Genomic DNA, 19,678 nt, shown 5'->3' on the forward strand with positions numbered 1-19,678 from the left:
CCAGGCGGGCGCCATGGTATCGCCGTCGGCGGGAGTCAGTCCCGGAACGCGGGCAGCCACAGCGACAGCTCCGGTACGAAGGCGATGATCAGCAGGCCGGCGACGGCCGCCAGCACCAGCGGAACGACCGCGACGCAGAGCCGCTCGAACCGCAGGCGGGCGATGTAGGCGCCGACGTAGAGGTTGATGCCCACGGGCGGCGTGACCAGGCCGATGGCCAGGTTGACGGTCATCATGACGCCGAACCAGGTGGGATCCCAGTCGAAGTGCCGGACCACCGGCATGAGCACCGGCAGGGAGATGAGCATGATGGTCACGGCGTCCATGATCATGCCGATACCCAGCAGGATCAGGTTGATCAGCAGCAGGATCACGATCTCGTTGTCGGTCAGGCCCAGGAGCGCGCCGGAGATGGACTCGATCAGTCCCTCCGCGGTCATCACCCAGCCGAACAGGCCGCCGGCGGCGATCACCAGCATCACCACGGCAGACGCGGAGGTGGCGTCTCCCAGGGCGCGGAACAGCGTGCCCACGTCGAGGGTCCGGTAGATCACGGTGCCCACGAACAGGGCGTAGACCACCGCGACGATGGCCGCCTCGGTCGGCGTGAATACGCCGCCGTAGATGCCGCCCAGGATGATGACCGGTGTCATCAGGCCCCAGAACGCGCGCTTGAACGCGTGCCATACCTCGGCCCGGCTGTAGACCGCGTCGGTGCCCCAGCCGTTGCGCCAGACCTTGATCCAGGCAACCGCCAGGATCACGGCGCCCATGAGCACACCCGGAACGATGGCGGCCATGAACAGGCCGGTAATGGAGGTGTCGGCCAGCACGCCGAAGATGATCAGGGCGATGGACGGCGGGATGACGATGGCCAGGGCCGAGCCCGTGCAGACCAGCGCTGTGGCGAACGCCTTGTCGTAGCCCTCCCGGTCCATGGCCTCGATGAGGAACGGCCCGATCGCCGCCACCGAGGCCGGCCCGGAGCCGCTGACCGCGCCCCAGAACAGCGACACTACGGTGGTTACCAGGGCCATGCCGCCGCGGAAGCTCCCCACCAGCACCTGGATGAAATACACCAGCCGGGCGGCGATGCCGGTGTAGCCCATGATGACGCCGGCGAGAATGAAGAACGGGATGGCCAGCAGGGAGAACCGGGCCACGGCGGCGTAGAGCAGATCCCCCATCATGTCGAAGCCGAAGCCCATGAGATAGAAGGCCAGCAGCGCCGAAATCCCCAGCGAATACGCGACGGGTACGCCCAGGGCCAGCAGGACGAAGAAGGCGGCGATCATGGTCTCGCCGGGGGACAGCACGAGCAGGAAGTCAAACATCGTGCCGCCCGGCCGCCAGCATGCCGCCGCTACGCCAGATCAGCGGGATGTCCCGCACCGCCGCCTCGGTCAGCCGTAGCAGGATGAACGCGGCGCCCACCGGCAGACCCACGGAGAACGTCCAGCGCGGCAGGCCCAGCGCGTACGTGCGCACACCCGAGGCGATATCCTGGGCGGTGAGCACGTATCCCTGGTAGATCACCGCGGCGAAGAAGACCGCGCCGAGGACGTAGACCAGCACGGCCGCGGCCACCTGCAGGGCCGTGGGCAGGCGCTCCACCAGCACGGTGACCGCCAGGTGGGCCTTGCGCTTGACGGCGATTGCAGCGCCGAAGAACGTGAGCCACACGAACAGGTTGGGCAGCAGCTCCGAGACGCCGCCCAGGGAGTAGGCGGTGAGGTAGCGCACGACCACGTTGGCGAAACCCACGGCCGTCATGACCAGGAACACGACGGCCGTGACCAGCTCCTCGAAATGACCGGCGACCCAGCGCAGGCGCGCCGGGAAGCCGGTACCCCCGGACGGTGCCGTCTCAGTCATGGCGCCGGCCGGCGTCGTTCACTGGCGGCTCTCCGCGACGGTCTCCTCGAACAGCTCCACCAGCTCCGGGCCGATGCGCTCCCGCCAGGCGTTGTACGAGTCCCGGGTGGCCTCGCGGAACGCGTCGATCTCCTCGGCGCTGAGCTCCGTGACTTCCATGCCTTCCTCCCGGAGCCGGTCGAGCCCTTCGGCCGTGCGCTCGCGGCTGATGGCCACCTGGTACTCCATGGCCTCCTGGGCCGCGCCGCGGAGGATCTCCTGTGTCTCGGCGTCGAGGCTGGTCCACAGCTGCTCGGAGACGGCCAGGAAAAGCGGGTCGTAGGAGTAGTTCCACACGGTGATGTAGTCCTGCACCTCGTAGATCCGCTGCGGCACGATAATGGCGCCGATGGGGTTCTCCTGGCCGTCCACCACGCCCTGCTGCAGCGCCGAGAATACCTCCGTCCACTGCATCTGCTCGGGGTTGGCGCCCAGGTCTTCCATGACGTCGATGTACATGGGCCCGGCGACGCGAATGGTCAGGCCTTCCAGGTCGCTCGGCGTGCGGATGGGGTGCTGGCTGTTGGTGATCTGGCGGAAGCCGTTCTCGCCCCAGGCCAGGGTGACCAGGCCCTCCTCCCGCATGATCTCCGCCATGCGCTCGGCGGGCGGCCCCTCCAGCGTGGCGTCGACGTCGTCGTAATCCTCGTAGATGTACGGCAGGGAGAACACCGCCATCTCTTCCATCATGGGCGTGGCGTTGATGGCCGAGGTCAGGGCGAAGTCCAGCTGGCCGCGGCCGACCATCTCCACCATGCGGATCTGGTCGCCGCCGGAGAGCTCGGCGTTCGGATGGAGCCGGATCTCCAGCTCGCCGTCGGTGCGCTCGGCAACCAGCTCCTTGAAGCGCTCGGCGCCCTCGTGCCAGGTGGTCTCGTCGCTGACATTGTGGGTCAGCCGCAGGGTCTGCTGGGCACTGGCGCCGGCGTTCACACCGACAACCATGGCCGCGGCCACGGTGGCGGAAAGGAAAGCCCGTGTGCAGGCGCCGCCCGATCGCTGTATCCGTATCATTGTCGTCTCCTCCAGCAGGATTTCTTGTGTGTCCTGTACGAGGAGAAATGCAAGCACGCGGCGGATCGGGATTCAAGGATCGGATACGGCATTGTGGCGGATGCCGTATCCGATCTGTCGGCGCCTACTCCATGGTCGGCATGACGAACGCCGAGCCGGCGCGTACGCCCTTGGGCCAGCGAGCGGTGACGGTCTTCATCTTGGTGTAGAAGCGTACGCCGTCGGGGCCATGCATGTGCAGCGGGCCGAACAGGGAGCGCTTCCAGCCGCCGAAGCTGTGGAAGGCCATGGGCACCGGGATGGGCACGTTGATGCCGACCATGCCCACCTGGATATCGGCGCTGAACTGCCGGGCGGCGTCGCCGTCGCGGGTGAAGATGGCGGTGCCGTTGCCGAACTCGTGGGCGTTGATCAGCTCCACGGTGCTGTCGTAGTCCGGCACGCGCACCACGCACAGCACCGGCCCGAAGATCTCTTCGTTGTAGATGCGCATGTCGCTGGTGACGTGGTCGAACAGCGTGCCGCCCAGGAAGTAGCCGTTGCTGTCGCCGAAATCGCGCTTGCGGCCGTCGACCACCAGCTTGGCGCCTTCCTGCTCGCCCAGGTCCACGTAGCCGCGCACCTTCTCCAGGTGATCCCGGGTGACCAGCGGGCCCATCTCCAGGCCGGTCTCCTCCAGCCCGTTGCCGATGCGCAGGTTCTCCACCCGCGGCTTGAGCTTCTCCACTAGCGCATCCGCGGCCTCGTCGCCCACGGCCACGGCCACGGAGATGGCCATGCAGCGCTCGCCGGCGGAGCCGTAGGCCGCGCCCAGCAGCCCCTCCACGGCCTGGTCCATGTCGGCATCGGGCATCACGGCCATGTGGTTCTTGGCGCCGCCCAGGGCCTGCACCCGCTTGCCGTGGGCCGAGCCCGTGGCGTAGATGGACTCGGCGATGGGCGTGGAGCCGACGAAGCTCACGGCGGCGACGTCCGGGTCCGTGAGCAGCGTGTCCACGGCTTCCTTGTCGCCGTTGACGACGTTGAGCGCACCCTCGGGCAGGCCGGCCTCGCTGAGCAGCTGCGCCAGGTACAGGGGCACGGACGGGTCCTTCTCCGAGGGCTTGAGCACGAAGGTGTTGCCGCAGGCCAGGGCCACCGGGAACATCCACATGGGCACCATGGCGGGGAAGTTGAACGGCGTGATGCCGGCGCACACGCCCACGGGCTGCATCATGCTGTGGCTGTCGACGCTGCCGCCGACGTTGAGGGAATGCTCGCCCTTGAGCAGGTGCGGGATGCCGCAGGCGAACTCCACCACCTCCAGGCCCCGGGTGAGCTCGCCGCGGGCGTCCTCGATGACCTTGCCGTGCTCGGCGGTGATCAGCCGCGCGATGGCCTCGAAGTGGCGCTCGACGAGCTCCTTGAAGCGGAACATGACGCGCGCCCGGTTCAGCGGCGTGACCGCCGACCACTGGGGCAGCGCGGCGCTGGCGGCTGCGATGGCCTCGCGGGTGGTGGCCCGGTCGGCAAGCGCGACCCGGGCGGAGATCTCGCCCGTGGCCGGGTTGGTGACCTCCAGCGTCCGGTCCGACGGCTTGTCGGTGACCCGGCCGTTGATGTAGTGCCCGATCAGGCTGGATTCCGTCGGGGCTGTGCGTACCTGGGACATGATTCTCTCCTCCTCTCGAATGGAGCTTCTTGGCGGCCGGCGCCGATGCGCCCGCTGCCGGGCTGTCTGTGCAGACCTCGTATTTCTAGCAGGTTATGGGTGCGGGGAGGATTGACGAAATCGCTCGGGTAATGGATCTTCTTGGCAAACCCTGCTGCGATCGGGTGGAACATGACCGGTCCGTCCGACTGGCCGCTGCCCCGCGAGGGGGTTCGCTTCATGGTGCCCCACTTCATGCTGGAGCGCCTGCAGCGCCACCCCCTGACCCGGGGGCTGTACCCGCGCGCCATGGGCTACTATCCGGAGGCCCGGGGCCACCGCGTGGAACGCCGGCACCACGCCGACCACCTGCTGCTCTACTGTGCCGGCGGCCGCGGCATGCTGCGGGTGAATCACCGCCAGTACCCGGTGGGTCGCGGCGACCTGATGATGCTGCCGCGGGACGTGCTGCACGCCTATGCCTCGTCCGGCCGTGAGCCCTGGACCCTGTACTGGGTGCATTTCGACGGCACCGAGGTGGACGCCTTCTGGGAGCACATGAACTTCCTGCCCGAACGCGCGGTGCGCCACATCGGTGCGGCGCCCAAGATCATCGACGACTTCCAGACGCTGCTCGAGGTGCGCGACACGGGCTTCCGCGAGGGGTTCTTCATCCATGCGGCGAACCACCTGCGGCAGATGCTCGGCATGTTCGGGCTGATGATCTCCACGCACCTGCGGCCCGCCGCGGAAGACGGCTTCGATCTGGAATCCATCCACGCGGTGATGCACGAGAAGCTCCACGGCCGCCTGGACCTGGCGACCCTGGCGGAGGTGGCGGGCATGTCCCGGCACGGCTTCTGCCGCCGCTACAAGGCGGAGACCGGGAACTCCCCCTACCAGCACTTCCTGCACCTGAAGATGGAGCGTGCCTGCTACCTGCTGGACATCAGCCAGCAGACGGTGGCCGACATCGCGGAAAGCCTGGGCTACGACGACGCCTACTACTTCTCGCGGTTGTTCCGCAAGGTCATGGGCGTCTCGCCGTCGGGCTACCGCGCCTCGCGGCACGGGTGACGCTCTCGCCGGCCTAGTCGTCGCGATCCATGGCCACCTCGGGCCGGAATCCGCAGATCACCGCGCCCCAGTGCTGCCCGCCGACGAACAGCGGCAGCGAGAGATCGTTGAGCACCTCGCCGGTGTCGCGCAGGTAGGTCTGCAGCAGAAGCGGGTCGGTGTTGCGGGCGCGCCGGATCTCCGTGTCGTTGTCGGCGAAGATGCGCTGGTGGCGGCTCCGGGGCCGGTCGTGCTCCGGATCGCCGGTGGGCGGCTCGGAGACGTCGCCGTGGTGGACGGCGATGTAGCCCTGCGTGTCGGTGAGCAGCAGGTAGGCGCCTCCGGGGATCTCGTCCCGGGCCCGGTCGATGGCCTGCTGGAACCGTTCCTGGAACGCCTCGGTATAGTCGGTGGTGTACTTGCGCGGGTCGCCGTCGAACACGCACTGGTAGTCCCGGTCCCAGATGTCGATGCCCTGTTGCCGCATGGCTTCCAGCTCGTCCCGGAAGCGATCGCGGTAGGCGGTGACCGTCTCGAGAATCGTCTCGAACGTGCCCTGGCCGGTCCGGTAGCCGGCCAGGCGCGCCATGGACGCCTCCGTCGCCTCCCGCAGCGTCGCCGAGTAGCCCGCCGACTCGCGCATGGCCTCGTTGACCTGCTGGCCCAGGTTGCGGATCTCGGTACTGCGGCTGTGGATTTCCTGGTTCGTCACGGTGAGCTCCTCGATGGAGGTGCCGATGGCGAGCAGCTCGCCGTGGGCCTTCTCCAGGGCGTCCACCATGCCCGCGAAGGTCTCCGCGGCGCCGCTCACCGCCTGGCGGCTGTCAGCGGCGTACTGGCGCATCTGCTCGCTGCCGCTGACGGTCTCCTGCACCTGCGTGTCCATGCCCGTGACGATGTCGTTGATCTCGTCGGTGGCGCTGTGCACCTTGCCGGCGAGGTCCCGCACCTCCTCGGCCACCACGGCGAAGCCGCGGCCCGCCTCGCCGGCGCGGGAGGCCTCGATGGCGGCGTTGAGGGCCAGCAGGTTGGTCTGCCGGGAGAAGCCCTGGACCATCTCCATGATCGAGCTGATGCGCCGGGCGCTCTCGGTGAGACGGCCGACGGTCTCGGCGAACTGCTCGAAGCGCTGGTTCATCTCGGTGATCTGGTCCGTCGCCCGGCCCAGCTCCTCCCGGGACCGGCGCACGCTGTCCAGGTTCTCCGCGTTGCTGGAGGACATGGCGTTGGTGCGCGTGGAGATGTCCTCCAGGGCCCGGGTGGTTTCCTCGCTGGACTGGAAGACCAGCTGCGAGTAGTTCTCCTGCTCCGCTGTGCGGTCCGCCGCCCCGCCGGTGGTCTTGCGCAGGCGGGCGGCTTCCACGGCGATGTCCAGGGCCCGGTGGCGCAGGTCCGCCATGGTCCCGCGGAAGTCGCCGAGCAGCCGTGCCAGACCCTGGTCCAGGCCCGACAGCGCCGGCTCATGGGTCTCCACCCGGGCCGACAGGTCGCCGTGACCGTCGCGGACCCGCTCCAGTATGACGCGCAGCTCCTCCATCGCCCGGTCCGCGCGGCGTCCCCAGAAGACGACGGCTGCGGCGGCGAGGGCAGCGCTCGCGGCGAGGCACGCCGCCGCGGCGAGCTCGCCCCCGGGCAGGGCCAGGGTCAGGGCGGCGAGCCCGGCGAGCTGGAGCAGCGTCAGGCTGCCCCCGAGGATCAGCAGTCTCTGTGTCATGGGTTGGTTCTTGATTGCCACGAGTTCACCTCCAGGCCTCCTGCAGGGCCTATCGGCGAAGGCGCGGCAAACATGAGAATTCCGGCTGACGTGCCGGCCTTCCCGGCGGCGTCGCGGGTGGTCCGTCCAGCGGAACGTGCGCTTGCGTTTGGTGGCGATCCCTGTAATGGTTCAGTGTTAGCCCAGCAACCCGGTAGAGAATCGCGCGGGTGATGGTTTGCTGGAGGTTTCAGGGAGCTCGTGCTGGCCGCCCTGGTCGGCGAGCCGGACAGGGTCGCGTCCATGCGCATTTCGTTTCCCCTGCAGATCGGTTTGCTCTGGGGCCTGGCGGCTGCCGTGGTCGGCGTGCCGTTCTGGCTGATCCACGAGCGCGAGGTCGACGCCTACCTGGAACGGGAGCGCGTCCAGCTGCAGGCGGCGTTGCGCAGCACCGATCGCCTGCTGCGGACCATGACCAACCAGGCGTTTGCCGATGTACTGGGCCGCGGCCGGTTGCGCGAGGTGCTGACACGGCCGTTCGACGGCCGGCCCGGCCAGGCAAGCGCCTTCTACCGCGACGCAATACTGGAGGTGGGCCGGGAGGCGCACCGCAGCCTGCGTACCTGCTGCGGGGCGAGCCTGCACGTGCTCGACGCCAGCGGGGCCTCGCTGGTGCACTTCGACGCCCGTCTCCGCGAAGGGCAGGCCGGCCGCTTTCCGGAGCGTGCGGTCGCTCCCGAGCTGATGGCGACACGGTTCGGCGCCCAGGGCTTCGAGGTGCGCCGCACCGGCCTGGCCTATCGCCGGATTCTGCCGATCTGGGACGAGCAGCAGCTGGTGGGGGGCGTGGAGGCGGTGCTCCAGCCGGGGGACCTGGTGACCCTGCTGCGCCGCATCGGCAGCCAGGCGCTGCTGTACCACATTCTGCTGCGCCGCGACGCCCTGCCGCCCGCCCTGGAGACGGAGGGCGGGTCCCAGCGCTTCCAGGACACGGAGCTGCACCCGGGGCTCGTGGAGCCGATCCAGACCGGCAGCCTCGGCTCGCGGCTTCCGCACTGGTTCCAGAAGTCCCGGTCCCTGCGCCACGCCCTGGCGGATGGCTATGCCGACAACGATCCCGTCGGCGCCCTGGTGCGCGATGCCTACGGGCGTCACGTGGCCGTCGCCATGGTGCCCGTGGAGGACATGGCCGGGCGCCCCCTGGGATACGCGGTCTCGGAAAGCGGGGCCGGCCCGATCATCGCATGGCGCAACCAGATGGCCGTCTCGGCGGGCGTGGTGTTCCTCCTGGTGGGCGCCCTGAGCAACGTCGCCGTGCTCATGGTGCGCTGGCGGCGGGGTGCCCGGGCGCTGCGCGAGCAGATGCATGCCATCACCGAGAGCATGGGCGAGGGCGTCTACGTGCTCGATGCCACGGGCCGGGTGGGCTACGTCAACCAGGCGGCGAGCGCCATGCTGGGTTATCGCCCGGACGAGATCACCGGGGCCAAGGCGAACGCCCTGTTCTACGACTCCTCCGGGGCGCAGGGACGGCCGACGCGGATCCCGGGCTGGGACGTGCTGCGCACCGGGGGCACGTACCGCAGTGATCGCCACGAGCTGCGGCGCCGGGACGGCACCAGCCTGCCCGTATCGCTGACGGTGAGCCCGCTGCAGGGCGTGCGCCGGGGCGTGGTGGCGGTGTTCCACGACATCGCCGACCGTGCCCGGGAACTGTCCAGCCTCAAGGAGCAGGCGGCGCGGGATCCGCTTACCGGGCTCGGCAACCGGCGCATGCTCGACTCCAGCCTCCAGCGGGAGAGCGCGCGGGCGCGGCGCACCGGCAACCCCCTGTCCCTGCTCATGCTGGATGTCGACGAGTTCAAGCTGTTCAACGACACCTTCGGTCACCCCGCCGGCGACCATGCGCTGTGCCGGATTGCGGCCATTCTCGAGGCGAGCGTCAACCGCCCGTCGGATCTCATCTGCCGGTACGGCGGCGAGGAGTTCGCGGTGATCCTGCCCGTCGCCGACGCCGAGGCGGCGGCCGTCGTGGCCGAGCGCATCCGTGTCGCCGTGGAGCGCGCCGGGATCCGGCACACGGAAACCGCCAGCAGGCGGATGATGACGGTCAGCGTCGGCTGCGCCACCGCCGTGGGCATGGGGGCCGAGCCTGCGCTGCTCATCGCCCGCGCCGATGCCGGCGTCTACCGCGCCAAGAACCGCGGCCGCAATCGCGTTGAAGGGGTGGCGGAACCGGGGATCTCCCTTTGATCCGGCGCGTCGGGCCGGTATACTCGCCGGCCTGTTGAGCGTGGCGGCCGTGCGGCCGCTGCGCCGGAATGCATGTGGCCTCTCGTATGGGTCACCACTGGCAGGAGATGTGTCCATGCCCGTTATCACCCTTCCCGACGGCAGCCGCCGCGAGTACCCGGAACCCGTCCCCGTCTCCCGCGTGGCCGCGGATATCGGCAGCGGGCTTGCGCGGTCGACCCTGGCGGGCCGCGTCAACGGCGAGCTGCGCGACGCCTGCGACCTGATCGCCGACGACGCCGAGCTGCAGATCATCACCCCGCGGGATGACGAAGGGCTGGAGATCATCCGCCACTCCTGCGCCCACATGCTCGGGCAGGCGGTGAAGCAGCTCTACCCCGAGGCGCAGATGGCCATCGGCCCGGTGGTGGAGGACGGCTTCTACTACGACATCCGCTACGACCCGGGCTTCACGCCGGACGACCTGGAGCGCATCGAGCAGCGCATGGCCGAGCTCATCGACCAGGAGTACGACGTCATCAAGGAGGTGACGCCGCGGGAGGAGGTCCTGCGCATCTTCCGCGAGCGCAACGAGCCGTACAAGGTGCAGCTGGTGGAGGACATGCCCGACGTGGCGTCGATGGCGCTGTACTACCACCAGGAGTACGTGGACATGTGCCTCGGCCCGCACGTGCCCAATACCCGCTTCTGCAAGGCGTTCAAGCTCACCAAGCTGGCCGGCGCCTACTGGCGCGGCGACGCCGCCAACGAGATGCTCCAGCGCGTCTACGGCACCGCCTGGGGCGAGCGCAAGGCGCTCAAGGCCTACCTCAAGCGCCTGGAGGAGGCCCAGAAGCGCGATCACCGGCGCATCGCCCGGGCCCAGGACCTGTTCCACGTCCAGGAAGAGTCCCCGGGCATGGTCTTCTGGCACGACCGCGGCTGGCGCATCTACCGCGTGCTGGAGGACTACATCCGGCGCCTGCTGCAGGAGCACGACTACCAGGAGGTACGCACGCCGCAGCTCGTCGACCGCAGCCTGTGGGAGCGCTCGGGGCACTGGGAGAAGTTCGGTGACGACATGTTCTACACCGAATCCGAGAACCGCACCTACGCGGTCAAGCCCATGAACTGCCCCTGCCACGTGCAGATCTTCAACCAGGGCCTGAAGAGCTACCGCGATCTGCCCCTGCGCATGGCGGAGTTCGGCTCCTGCCACCGCAACGAGCCCTCGGGCACGCTGCACGGGCTCATGCGGGTGCGCAACTTCGTCCAGGACGACGCCCACATCTTCTGCACCGAGGACCAGGTGCAGTCCGAGGTGGCCGCGTTCATCGACCTGGTGTTCCGCGCCTACCGGGAGCTGGGCTTCGACGAGATCCTCATCGCCCTGTCCACGCGCCCGGAAAAGCGCGTGGGCTCCGACGCCGTCTGGGACAAGGCCGAGGCGGCCCTGGACACCGCGCTGCAGAACGCGGGCCTGGACTTTACCCTGCAGCCGGGCGAGGGGGCGTTCTACGGGCCCAAGGTGGAATTCTCGCTGAAGGACTGCCTCGGGCGCGTGTGGCAGTGCGGCACCATCCAGGTGGACTTCGCGCTGCCCGGCCGCCTGGGGGCGTCGTACGTCGCCGAGGACGGCAGCCGCCGCGAGCCGGTGATGCTGCACCGGGCCATTCTCGGCTCGTTCGAGCGTTTCATCGGCATTCTCATCGAGGAGCACGCCGGCGCCCTGCCGCTGTGGCTGGCGCCGGAGCAGGCGGTGGTTCTCAATATCACCGACCGCCAGGCGGAGGCGGCCCGCAGCCTCGAAAAAACCCTTCGCAGCCGGGGATTTCGCGCTTCAAGCGACTTGAGAAACGAGAAGATCGGCTTTAAAATCCGCGAGCACACTTTGCAGAAGGTCCCCTACATGCTCGTCATCGGGGACCGCGAAATGGAAACAGGATCCGTGGCCGTGCGGACGCGCTCCGGCGAAGATCTCGGCTCCATGCTCGTGGAGGCGCTGATCGAGAAGCTCGAGGCGGAGGCTGCACGGCCGAATAGTGGCACTGCGGAGGATTAAGGCATCGCTCTGAAAAACAAGCGAAAGCGTACTGGTTCCGCTGACGACAAGAACGTCAACGATCAGATCCAGACGCAACAGGTCCGTCTGATCGACCAGGAAGGTGAACAAGTGGGTATCGTCTCTCTGGAGGACGCGCTCCAGCGTGCGGAGGATGCCGGCCTGGACCTGGTCGAGATGGTACCTCACCCGGAGACGGCCGTTTGCCGGATCATGGATTACGGCAAACACAAGTTCGAGGCGAGCAAGAAGCAGCAGGCCGCCAAGAAGAAGCAGAAGCAGGTTCAGCTCAAGGAGGTCAAGTTCCGCCCGGGCACGGACGAGGGCGACTACTCCGTGAAGGTGAGAAACCTGCGCCGGTTCCTGGAAGAGGGCGATCGGGGCAAGGTCACGCTGCGGTTCCGCGGCCGGGAGATGGCGCACCAGGACCTGGGTCTGAAGCTTCTGGAGCGTGTCGAGGCGGATCTCGAGGACATCGCGGTGGTGGAGCAGCGGCCCAAGATGGAGGGCCGCACCATGGTGATGATGCTCGCGCCGCGCAAGAAGAGCTGATTGACATTTCTGGAAACACTGCCCTGGCCAGCCCCGCGCTGGCCGGCTGTTTTTCTGACTGGAGACTGGCAATGCCCAAGTTGAAGACGAATCGCGGCGCGGCGAAGCGCTTTGCGAGAACGGGGTCGGGTCGTTTCAAGCGCAAGAAGGCGTTTGCCAACCACATCCTGACCAAGAAGGCGCAGAAGCGGAAGCGCAACCTGCGCGGTTTCACGCTGGTCGCCAAGCAGGATCACGAGAGCGTGCGGCGCCTGCTGCCGTACAGCTGACTGGTAATCGGGGAGTTCTGAGACATGGCACGAGTTAAACGTGGCGTCACCGGCCGCGCCCGGCACAACAAGGTGCTGGCCCGGGCCAAGGGCTACTACGGCGCCCGCAGCCGTAGCTGGCGGATCGCCAACCAGGCGGTCATCAAGGCGGGGCAGTACGCCTACCGGGACCGCCGGCAGCGCAAGCGGCAGTTCCGCGCCCTGTGGATCACCCGCATCAACGCCGGGGCGCGCAACAACGGCCTGTCCTACAGCCGCCTGATCAGCGGGCTCAAGAAGGGCAACGTCGAGCTCGACCGCAAGGTCCTGGCGGACATGGCGGTGTTCGACAAGGCCGGGTTCGCCGCGGTCGCCGAGCGCGCCAAGGCGTCGCTGAACGGCTGAGCCGGCTTGCCTCCGGAGGCCCGCCCGCCGGGCGGAGCCGGGATGAAGGGAAAGGCGGGCCGGGCCTTTCCCTTTTTTTCGTGACGGTGATGCGGCCCGGGCGGTGTGCCGGGCCGCGACCGCGATGGCGGAAGAGCATGAGCACGCAACGATCCGAGGAACTCCAGGCCCTGGTACAGGAAGCTCTCGCCGCGGTGCGCGAGGCGGGCACCGTGTCCGGCCTTGACGAGGTGCGGGTGGCCTACCTGGGCAAGAAGGGGCGGATCACGGCGCAGCTCAAGCAGCTCGGGCAGCTTCCGGCGGAGGAGCGGCCGGCGGCGGGGCAGGCCATCAACGCGGCCAAGGACGAGGTCCAGGCCGCCCTGGAAGCGCGCCGGGCCGAGCTGGAGAGCGCCGGGCTGGAAGAGCAGCTCGCGCGGGATGCGGTGGACGTCACCCTGCCCGGGCGCGGCCAGGACACCGGCGGCCTGCATCCGGTCACCCGGACCCTCGACCGCATCGAGGCCTTGTTCGCGAGCATGGGGTTCCGCGTCGCCGAGGGCCCGGAGATCGAGGACGACTACCACAACTTCGAGGCCCTCAACATCCCGGCCCACCATCCCGCGCGGGCCATGCACGACACCTTCTACTTCGACGCCACCCGGCTGCTGCGCACGCATACCTCGCCGGTGCAGATCCGCGTCATGGAAACGGAAGGGGCGCCGGTGCGCATCATCGCGCCGGGCCGCGTCTACCGGTGCGACTCCGATCTCACCCATTCGCCCATGTTCCACCAGGTGGAAGGGCTGCTGGTGGACGAGGGGATCACCTTCGCCGACCTCAAGGGCGCCCTGCACGACTTCCTGGAAGCGTTCTTCGAGCAGCGCCTGGAGGTCCGCTTCCGGCCGTCGTATTTCCCCTTCACGGAGCCCTCCGCCGAGGTGGACGTCGAGTGCGTGCACTGCGACGGCGGCGGCTGCCGCGTGTGCGGCAACAGCGGCTGGCTGGAGGTGCTCGGCTCCGGCATGGTGCATCCGCGGGTGTTCGAGTACTGCGGGATCGATTCCGAGCGCTACACCGGCTGGGCCTTCGGCATGGGCGTCGAGCGCCTGGCCATGCTGCGCTACGGGGTCAACGACCTGCGCATGTTCTTCGAGAACGATCTCCGTTTCCTGCGCCAGTTTCGCTAGGGCCCGGGCGGTGACAGAGCTGAGGAGCTCGAATGAGGATCAGTGAGCAGTGGCTGACCGAATGGGTGCCGGTGGAGCTGGCGACCGAGGATCTCGCCCATCGGCTGACCATGGCCGGCCTGGAGGTGGACGCCGTCGAGCCCGCCGCGCCGGCGTTCGACGGTGTGGTGGTCGCCGAGATCGTGGGCTGCCGGCCCCATCCCGGCGCCGACAAGCTGTCCCTGTGCGACGTCGACGACGGCAGCGGCGAGCGGCTGCAGGTGGTCTGCGGCGCGCCCAATGCCCGCGTCGGCCTGCGTGCGCCGCTGGCCCGCGTGGGCGGCGTGCTGCCGGGGGATGTCACCATCCGCCGCGCCCGCATGCGCGGCGAGGCCTCCGCAGGCATGCTGTGCTCCGCCCGCGAGCTCGGCCTGAGCGACGACGCCGCCGGGCTCATGGAGCTGCCGGCGGACGCTCCGGTGGGCCGTGACCTGCGCGAGTGGCTGCAGCTCGACGACAGCGTCATCGAGGTGGACCTGACGCCCAACCGCGGCGACTGCCTGGGCATGATCGGCGTGGCGCGCGAGGTATCGGCGCTTACCGGCGTGAACCGCGTCGCCGGCGAGCCCGCCCCCGTGGCGCCGTCCATCGACGAGACCCTGCCCGTGGAGCTGCACGACCCGGCGGCCTGCCCCCGCTACGTGGGCCGGGTGCTGCGCGGCGTCGACGTCAGCGCCGCCACGCCCGTGTGGCTGCAGGAGCGTCTGCGCCGGGCCGGCGTGCGCAGCCTGGGGCCGGTGGTGGACGTGACCAACTACGTCATGCTGGAGCTGGGCCAGCCCATGCACGCCTTCGACCTGGAGCGCATCCGGGGCGGGATCATCGTTCGCCAGGCGGACCAGGGCGAACGGCTCCAGCTTCTTAACGACGAGACCGTGACCCTCCAGGCGGGTACGCTGGTCATCGCCGACCACCAGGGGCCGGTGGCCATGGCCGGGGTCATGGGCGGCGCGGCCTCCGCCGTGACCGACGACACCACCGACATCTTCTTCGAGAGCGCGTTCTTCGCGCCGGAGGCGATGGCGGGGCGGGCACGGGCGTACGGCCTGCACACGGACTCGTCCCACCGCTTCGAGCGCGGCGTCGACCCCGCCGGCCAGGTGCGGGCGGTGGAGCGGGCCACGGCGCTGCTCCAGAGCATTGCCGGCGGGCAGCCGGGCCCGGTGGTCACCGAGGAGTCCGCGGCGCACGTGCCGCAGGCCCGGAGCGTGCGGCTGCGCGGCGAGCGCATCCGCCAGCTGCTCGGCATGGATATCCCCGCGGAGCGGGTGAGCGACATCCTCGGCCGGCTGGGCATGGACGCGCGGCCGGAGGACGGCGCCTGGCAGGTCACCGTGCCGGCGTATCGTTTCGACGTGGCCATCGAGGCGGATCTCGTCGAGGAGCTCGCGCGCATCTACGGCTACGAGCACATCCCGAGCACGCGGCCGGCATCCCCCGCGCGGATCCTGCCGCACTCCGAGGAGCGGGTGCCGCTGCACCGCCTGCGCAGCGGGCTGATCGACCGCGGCTACCAGGAAGCGGTCACCTACAGCTTCGTGGATGCGGCCATGCAGGAGCTGCTGGACCCGGAGCACACGCCGGTGCCGCTGGCCAACCCGCTGTCCGCGGAGATGGCGGTCATGCGCACGTCGCTGTGGCCGGGGCTCGTGCGGGCCGCGCTGTACAACCGGCACCGCCAGCAGCCGCGGGTGCGGCTGTTCGAGACCGGCCTGCGCTTCCGCGGCGGGCTGGACACGCTGGAACAGGACCCCATGGTGGCCGCCGTCGCCCTGGGGCCGGCCCGCCCCGAGCAATGGGGCGAGCCGCGCCGGGACCTGGACTTCTTCGACATCAAGGGCGACCTGGAGGCCCTGATCGCGCTGACGGGGCGCGCCCACGCCTTCCGCTTCACCGCCGAGCAGCATCCGGCGCTGCATCCCGGGCAGTCGGCGCGCATTCTCCTGGACGACCAGCCGGTGGGGTGGCTGGGCGCGCTGCACCCGGAGGTGCGCAAGCGCCTGGACCTGGACGAGCCGGTGCTGGTCTTCGAGATCGCCCAGCAGGCACTGCAGGCGGCCCGGCTGCCCGGGTTCACGCCGCTGTCCCGGTATCCGTCCATCCGCCGCGACCTGGCCGTGGTGGTGGACGACGACGTCTCCGCCGCCGCCCTGGCCGAGTGCGTGCGCCGCACGGCGGGCGAGCTGCTCCAGGACGCGGTGCTGTTCGACGTCTACCAGGGCAAGGGCGTCCCCGAGGGCCGGAAGAGCATCGGTATTGGGTTGATTTTGCAGGATTTCTCGCGCACTCTAACGGATAGTGACGTAGACGGGCTGGTGGCCGCTGTCGTGACCGCGCTGCGCACCGAGCTGAATGCCGAATTGAGGGGTTGAACGCATGGCATTGACCAAGGCAGACATGGCGGAGCGATTGTTCGAGGAAGTCGGCTTGAACAAGCGCGAGGCCAAGGAACTGGTCGAGTGTTTCTTCGAGGAGATCCGTCAGGCCCTGGAGAACGGCACTGCCGTGAAGTTGTCCGGTTTCGGCAACTTCGATCTTCGGGACAAAGGGGAACGGCCCGGCCGCAACCCGAAGACCGGGGAGGAAATCCCCATCTCTGCCCGCCGCGTGGTCACCTTCCGGCCCGGGCAGAAACTCAAGGCGCGGGTGGAAGCATATGCTGGAACCGGGGAATAACGACGAGCTGCCGCCGATTCCGGCGAAGCGCTACTTCACCATCGGTGAAGTCAGCGAGCTGTGCGGCGTCAAGCCGCACGTGCTGCGCTACTGGGAGCAGGAATTCCCCCAGGTGAAGCCGGTCAAGCGCCGGGGCAACCGGCGCTACTACCAGCGCCAGGACGTGATCCTGATCCGCCAGATCCGCTCCCTGCTGTACCAGGAAGGCTTCACCATCGGCGGCGCCCGCCAGCGGCTCTCCGGCGAGGACGCCCGCGAGGACCTCAACCAGAGCCAGCAGGTCATCCACCAGATCCGCCTGGAGCTGGAAGAGGTGGTCCAGGCCCTGAAGCGGTGAGCTTGGCCTCACCGCCGGTTTTGTGTAATATCCCCAGTCGTCCGGGGTGTGGCGCAGTCTGGTAGCGCACCTGCATGGGGTGCAGGTGGTCGCAGGTTCAAATCCTGCCACCCCGACCATACAAAACAGCTGCTTACGGTTTCTGCCGAAAGGCTCACAAACCGACGAGTCACGCAATAGTCACAGTCTGGCCTTCCCTGTCCACTACAGCGACAGGAGAAGGCCATGTCAGTTCTTAATCAGTCCCATCGCCGCTGCTAGGCGCTCAACCGCGTCGGCTCACAGTGCCGCAATGCCGGCACCGCCTACCATCCACTAAACGCACACCATGAAGCGCTACTGTGCCCGGAGCACCAGCGACAGGCCCGCGAAAGTCGGGTGCGTGTTGCAGCCTTCCAGGCACGGGAGGTGGATCATGGCTGATACACGACTCTTGTGTGCGGAAAACGTCTTTCGACGAGGCCATGGGATGCCTGGAGCCGACGCGGGATCTCGCCATGCTTCTGCATACCCGCGAGAGAGACCAACCGGAAGCGGTCGAAATACGCCACACGCTGCTCGACGCCCTCCTGAAGCAAATCACCACTCCACCACCAGAGGAGGCCGAAGTGGTGAGTCCCGTCGCTACTACTCCCTGTCCTCCCGAACTGGAACGTGCCGATTGGCGTCTAGGTACGCATCGAGATCTTTCCTTCGATAGCGAACCTGGTGCCCGACATAGGTCCAGGCGGGTCCTTTACGTTGAACACGAAACCGGATGAGCGTCCGGCAGGAGACCGATAGATACTCTGCGGCCTGCGACGTCGTCAGTACAGCAATCTCTTGCATGGGTTTATCCCCGTTTCAGCGATTCTCGTCGGGGGTAGGGCGCTTACTGACAACAATTTGGTGGGGCAGGCCGGTAGGCCGTCTGTAGAGCGTGAATCGCGGCAAGTTATACGGGGCCTGGTGGTCTCCACTTGGCGCGGCGTCATTGAATGCGTTCGCGATCGCACTGCCTACGCCACAGTCACTGGCGTGCATGCTGGGTGGTAGTGAACCGGTGACTCGCTGCGGAAATGTGCGGAGGCGCTGTTCGGTAAAACATAGGCCCGAGCGAATGCCGGGGAAGTCGCGATCCCACAACCATATGAGGGAAACCGGAGTAGTACGTATTCCGGCCCCCTCGTAACCGGGGATTCCGGCGCCAAGGCCGAAAACGGTCACGAGGGCCCGGGTAAAGCGTTCAGTTTCGCCGGAATACGCAAGTGTTTTCTCTTTGTGATCGGTTCATGCGGGCGTAGGGCTTTCCCCGCCAAAGGTGGGGCGACGACTTCGATCGTTGCGCAACGGGACGGCAAGCACCAATACAGCCCTTTCGCTCAGAGCGCATTCATGCTGATATCAGGCCCAAGCACATGCCGCCGAGCGCTCCCATGCCCCTGCGAGCCGTCCTGGATGGAGAGCAAACCGAATCGTTTGCGTACGTGCCCGAGCGCTGGGCGGCGCTGAAGGCCTCCTATAAAAGCCGCTCGCTGGTGACTGCATGCTGTGGCGAGCGGGCGATTCCGAAAGTTAGCAAACGCGGAACGCAGTTCTTCGCACATGCCCGGCGTGGCTAGTGCACGTCTGCCGGAGAGACTCAGGAGCATCTCTACCTGAAGTGGGTGGTGGCCCAGGCGGCACACGCCGCCGGCTGGTCGGTGACAACGGAGTACGCCGGCACAACACCCGGTGGCGAGGAATGGATCGCCGATGTCTTCTGCCAGCGCGGAGAAGCGTGTTTCGCGGTAGAGATCCAGTGGTCGTCGCAAACGCTGGAGACGTACAAGGAGCGCCAGGCCCGCTACGCGGCCTCGGGTGTGCGGACCCTGTGGCTGTCCGAGTGCACGGAAATCGGTCGCTGTTTGACGCGCTTTTGCCCACGTCGAAGGATCTACCGCTATTCGGTGTACGCAAGTTTGTCAATCTCGAACGGCATCAGTCGACGAGAGGTAGAGGCTGGCGTGGGTTCTGGCCTAGCCGTCCCGCGTCGGGCAGGTCAGTGCCCACCGACTCCCTCCACATTTGGTACGAATGACCGACTTCCAGATCACTCAGCATCAATAGGACCTGCTCGTCCAGAACCTCAGCGATTCGGTTCTCCTCCACGCCTCTGAGATCGTTGACGGCCTCCTGCAGACCCATTCGTATCCGCTCCATTGCCAGCGCCGTGCGCGGCACTTCGCTCAAGGTCGTGGCCAGAAGATCGTTCATCACCCGCGGCATACTATAGGTGAACCAGGAACCGTTCCTGGCCAGTACATATGCGTCCCGGTTGCTTGGGTGTTCGGGGTCCCCACGCATGCTCGCGCATTCCGGAGTGACACCACCCGAAGGCACGGCGCGCAGGGAATCCAGAAGCTGCGGAGCAGTGATGGCCTTGATGACTTCTGCCTTGACCGTCTCTTCGGGCTGCGTCAACAGCAGAACGGTCGGGTAGGTCTTCAGCCTTTGCTCCAGCCACTCCGCAATGTCGTAGTCGGCCATGAAGCCCTCGGGCTCGCGCCCCAGCCTCACAGCCAGCAGGCTGTACTCGAGATCTTCCAGGCTGACCCGAACGGTCTGGTATTCTGTGTTCACACTGATCGTCTTCATAGTTACTGAGTCCTCTTTGTGGCTCCTGGCATTGG

General features: G+C 67.8%; 17 protein-coding genes, 1 tRNA gene and 1 pseudogene. 12 read left to right on the top strand and 7 right to left on the bottom strand.

The window, feature by feature from the left end:
* Positions 1-35 precede the first annotated feature (35 nt).
* The 4 genes from QWY84_RS18520 to QWY84_RS18535 all read right to left on the bottom strand — a co-directional run bounded on the left by QWY84_RS18520 (position 36) and on the right by QWY84_RS18535 (position 4,579).
* Positions 36-1,334 carry a TRAP transporter large permease gene (locus tag QWY84_RS18520; protein WP_290204456.1) on the bottom strand — a complete coding sequence of 433 codons (1,299 nt, stop codon included), beginning with the start codon at positions 1,332-1,334 and terminating at the stop codon, positions 36-38.
* Entirely contained in the window at positions 1,327-1,875 is a 549-nt protein-coding gene (locus tag QWY84_RS18525) for a TRAP transporter small permease (protein ID WP_290204458.1), read from the bottom strand. Before QWY84_RS18525 ends, QWY84_RS18520 begins: the two co-directional genes overlap by 8 nt.
* An 18-nt stretch (positions 1,876-1,893) precedes the next feature.
* Positions 1,894-2,928: a DctP family TRAP transporter solute-binding subunit gene (locus QWY84_RS18530; protein WP_290204460.1), complete on the bottom strand. Its 1,035-nt coding sequence runs from the start codon at positions 2,926-2,928 to the stop codon at positions 1,894-1,896.
* 124 nt (positions 2,929-3,052) lie between these two features.
* On the bottom strand, positions 3,053-4,579 hold the full coding sequence (locus QWY84_RS18535; RefSeq protein ID WP_290204463.1) for a CoA-acylating methylmalonate-semialdehyde dehydrogenase: 1,527 nt from the start codon (positions 4,577-4,579) through the stop codon (positions 3,053-3,055).
* 171 nt (positions 4,580-4,750) lie between these two features.
* Between QWY84_RS18535 and QWY84_RS18540 the strand changes: the two genes are divergently transcribed.
* On the top strand, positions 4,751-5,635 hold the full coding sequence (locus QWY84_RS18540; RefSeq protein WP_290204476.1) for an AraC family transcriptional regulator: 885 nt from the start codon (positions 4,751-4,753) through the stop codon (positions 5,633-5,635).
* Between the two features lie 13 nt (positions 5,636-5,648).
* Here QWY84_RS18540 and QWY84_RS18545 read toward each other — a convergent pair whose 3' ends face one another.
* Positions 5,649-7,328, bottom strand: a complete 1,680-nt coding sequence (locus QWY84_RS18545; RefSeq protein WP_290204478.1) for a methyl-accepting chemotaxis protein — start codon at positions 7,326-7,328, stop codon at positions 5,649-5,651.
* 282 nt (positions 7,329-7,610) lie between these two features.
* Between QWY84_RS18545 and QWY84_RS18550 the strand changes: the two genes are divergently transcribed.
* The 10 genes from QWY84_RS18550 to QWY84_RS18595 all read left to right on the top strand — a co-directional run bounded on the left by QWY84_RS18550 (position 7,611) and on the right by QWY84_RS18595 (position 17,146).
* Positions 7,611-9,560 carry a sensor domain-containing diguanylate cyclase gene (locus QWY84_RS18550; protein ID WP_290204480.1) on the top strand — a complete coding sequence of 650 codons (1,950 nt, stop codon included), beginning with the start codon at positions 7,611-7,613 and terminating at the stop codon, positions 9,558-9,560.
* Between the two features lie 115 nt (positions 9,561-9,675).
* Complete coding sequence (thrS, locus tag QWY84_RS18555; RefSeq protein WP_290204481.1) at positions 9,676-11,601, top strand: threonine--tRNA ligase; 1,926 nt, start codon at positions 9,676-9,678, stop codon at positions 11,599-11,601.
* 9 nt (positions 11,602-11,610) lie between these two features.
* Positions 11,611-12,153, top strand: a complete 543-nt coding sequence (gene infC, locus QWY84_RS18560; RefSeq protein ID WP_290204670.1) for a translation initiation factor IF-3 — start codon at positions 11,611-11,613, stop codon at positions 12,151-12,153.
* Between the two features lie 71 nt (positions 12,154-12,224).
* Positions 12,225-12,422 (top strand): 50S ribosomal protein L35, encoded by a 198-nt coding sequence (rpmI, locus tag QWY84_RS18565; RefSeq protein ID WP_290204482.1) that lies wholly within the window; start codon positions 12,225-12,227, stop codon positions 12,420-12,422.
* Positions 12,423-12,446: 24 nt separating this feature from the next.
* A complete protein-coding gene (gene rplT, locus QWY84_RS18570; protein WP_290204483.1) occupies positions 12,447-12,806 on the top strand; it encodes a 50S ribosomal protein L20 in 360 nt (119 codons plus the stop codon).
* Positions 12,807-12,943: 137 nt separating this feature from the next.
* Positions 12,944-13,975, top strand: coding sequence for a phenylalanine--tRNA ligase subunit alpha (gene pheS / locus QWY84_RS18575; protein ID WP_290204484.1), 1,032 nt, complete (start codon positions 12,944-12,946; stop codon positions 13,973-13,975).
* 32 nt (positions 13,976-14,007) lie between these two features.
* Positions 14,008-16,386: a phenylalanine--tRNA ligase subunit beta gene (pheT, locus tag QWY84_RS18580; protein WP_290204485.1), complete on the top strand. Its 2,379-nt coding sequence runs from the start codon at positions 14,008-14,010 to the stop codon at positions 16,384-16,386.
* Positions 16,387-16,390: 4 nt separating this feature from the next.
* Positions 16,391-16,690 carry an integration host factor subunit alpha gene (gene ihfA, locus QWY84_RS18585; protein WP_290204486.1) on the top strand — a complete coding sequence of 100 codons (300 nt, stop codon included), beginning with the start codon at positions 16,391-16,393 and terminating at the stop codon, positions 16,688-16,690.
* Positions 16,671-17,027, top strand: a complete 357-nt coding sequence (locus QWY84_RS18590; protein ID WP_290204487.1) for a MerR family transcriptional regulator — start codon at positions 16,671-16,673, stop codon at positions 17,025-17,027. Before ihfA ends, QWY84_RS18590 begins: the two co-directional genes overlap by 20 nt.
* Positions 17,028-17,069: 42 nt before the next feature.
* A tRNA-Pro gene (locus QWY84_RS18595) sits at positions 17,070-17,146 on the top strand.
* 508 nt (positions 17,147-17,654) lie between these two features.
* On the opposite strand, the gene QWY84_RS18600 is transcribed toward QWY84_RS18595, so the two are convergent.
* Positions 17,655-17,855, bottom strand: coding sequence for a helix-turn-helix domain-containing protein (locus QWY84_RS18600; RefSeq protein ID WP_290204488.1), 201 nt, complete (start codon positions 17,853-17,855; stop codon positions 17,655-17,657).
* 800 nt (positions 17,856-18,655) lie between these two features.
* Here QWY84_RS18600 and QWY84_RS20220 point away from each other — a divergent pair.
* Positions 18,656-18,892: pseudogene (locus QWY84_RS20220) on the top strand (competence protein CoiA family protein); the annotation flags it as partial.
* 94 nt (positions 18,893-18,986) lie between these two features.
* Here the strand turns inward: QWY84_RS20220 and QWY84_RS18605 are convergent.
* A complete protein-coding gene (locus QWY84_RS18605) occupies positions 18,987-19,643 on the bottom strand; it encodes a hypothetical protein (protein WP_290204489.1) in 657 nt (218 codons plus the stop codon).
* Between the last annotated feature and the right edge of the window lie 35 nt (positions 19,644-19,678).

Source organism: Aquisalimonas lutea, assembly GCF_030409225.1.
GTDB classification, from domain to species: domain Bacteria; phylum Pseudomonadota; class Gammaproteobacteria; order Nitrococcales; family Aquisalimonadaceae; genus Aquisalimonas; species Aquisalimonas lutea.

Coding starts and splice junctions, on each gene's coding strand:
- ihfA (WP_290204486.1), top strand. CDS start 16,391: ATGGCATTGACCAAGGCAGACATGGCGGAGCGATTGTTCGAGGAAGTC.
- thrS (WP_290204481.1), top strand. CDS start 9,676: ATGCCCGTTATCACCCTTCCCGACGGCAGCCGCCGCGAGTACCCGGAA.
- QWY84_RS18535 (WP_290204463.1), bottom strand. CDS start 4,579: ATGTCCCAGGTACGCACAGCCCCGACGGAATCCAGCCTGATCGGGCAC.
- QWY84_RS18530 (WP_290204460.1), bottom strand. CDS start 2,928: ATGATACGGATACAGCGATCGGGCGGCGCCTGCACACGGGCTTTCCTT.
- QWY84_RS18605 (WP_290204489.1), bottom strand. CDS start 19,643: ATGAAGACGATCAGTGTGAACACAGAATACCAGACCGTTCGGGTCAGC.
- QWY84_RS18525 (WP_290204458.1), bottom strand. CDS start 1,875: ATGACTGAGACGGCACCGTCCGGGGGTACCGGCTTCCCGGCGCGCCTG.
- pheT (WP_290204485.1), top strand. CDS start 14,008: ATGAGGATCAGTGAGCAGTGGCTGACCGAATGGGTGCCGGTGGAGCTG.
- QWY84_RS18550 (WP_290204480.1), top strand. CDS start 7,611: ATGCGCATTTCGTTTCCCCTGCAGATCGGTTTGCTCTGGGGCCTGGCG.
- QWY84_RS18590 (WP_290204487.1), top strand. CDS start 16,671: ATGCTGGAACCGGGGAATAACGACGAGCTGCCGCCGATTCCGGCGAAG.
- pheS (WP_290204484.1), top strand. CDS start 12,944: ATGAGCACGCAACGATCCGAGGAACTCCAGGCCCTGGTACAGGAAGCT.
- QWY84_RS18520 (WP_290204456.1), bottom strand. CDS start 1,334: ATGTTTGACTTCCTGCTCGTGCTGTCCCCCGGCGAGACCATGATCGCC.
- QWY84_RS18600 (WP_290204488.1), bottom strand. CDS start 17,855: ATGCAAGAGATTGCTGTACTGACGACGTCGCAGGCCGCAGAGTATCTA.
- QWY84_RS18545 (WP_290204478.1), bottom strand. CDS start 7,328: ATGACACAGAGACTGCTGATCCTCGGGGGCAGCCTGACGCTGCTCCAG.
- rpmI (WP_290204482.1), top strand. CDS start 12,225: ATGCCCAAGTTGAAGACGAATCGCGGCGCGGCGAAGCGCTTTGCGAGA.
- QWY84_RS18540 (WP_290204476.1), top strand. CDS start 4,751: ATGACCGGTCCGTCCGACTGGCCGCTGCCCCGCGAGGGGGTTCGCTTC.
- rplT (WP_290204483.1), top strand. CDS start 12,447: ATGGCACGAGTTAAACGTGGCGTCACCGGCCGCGCCCGGCACAACAAG.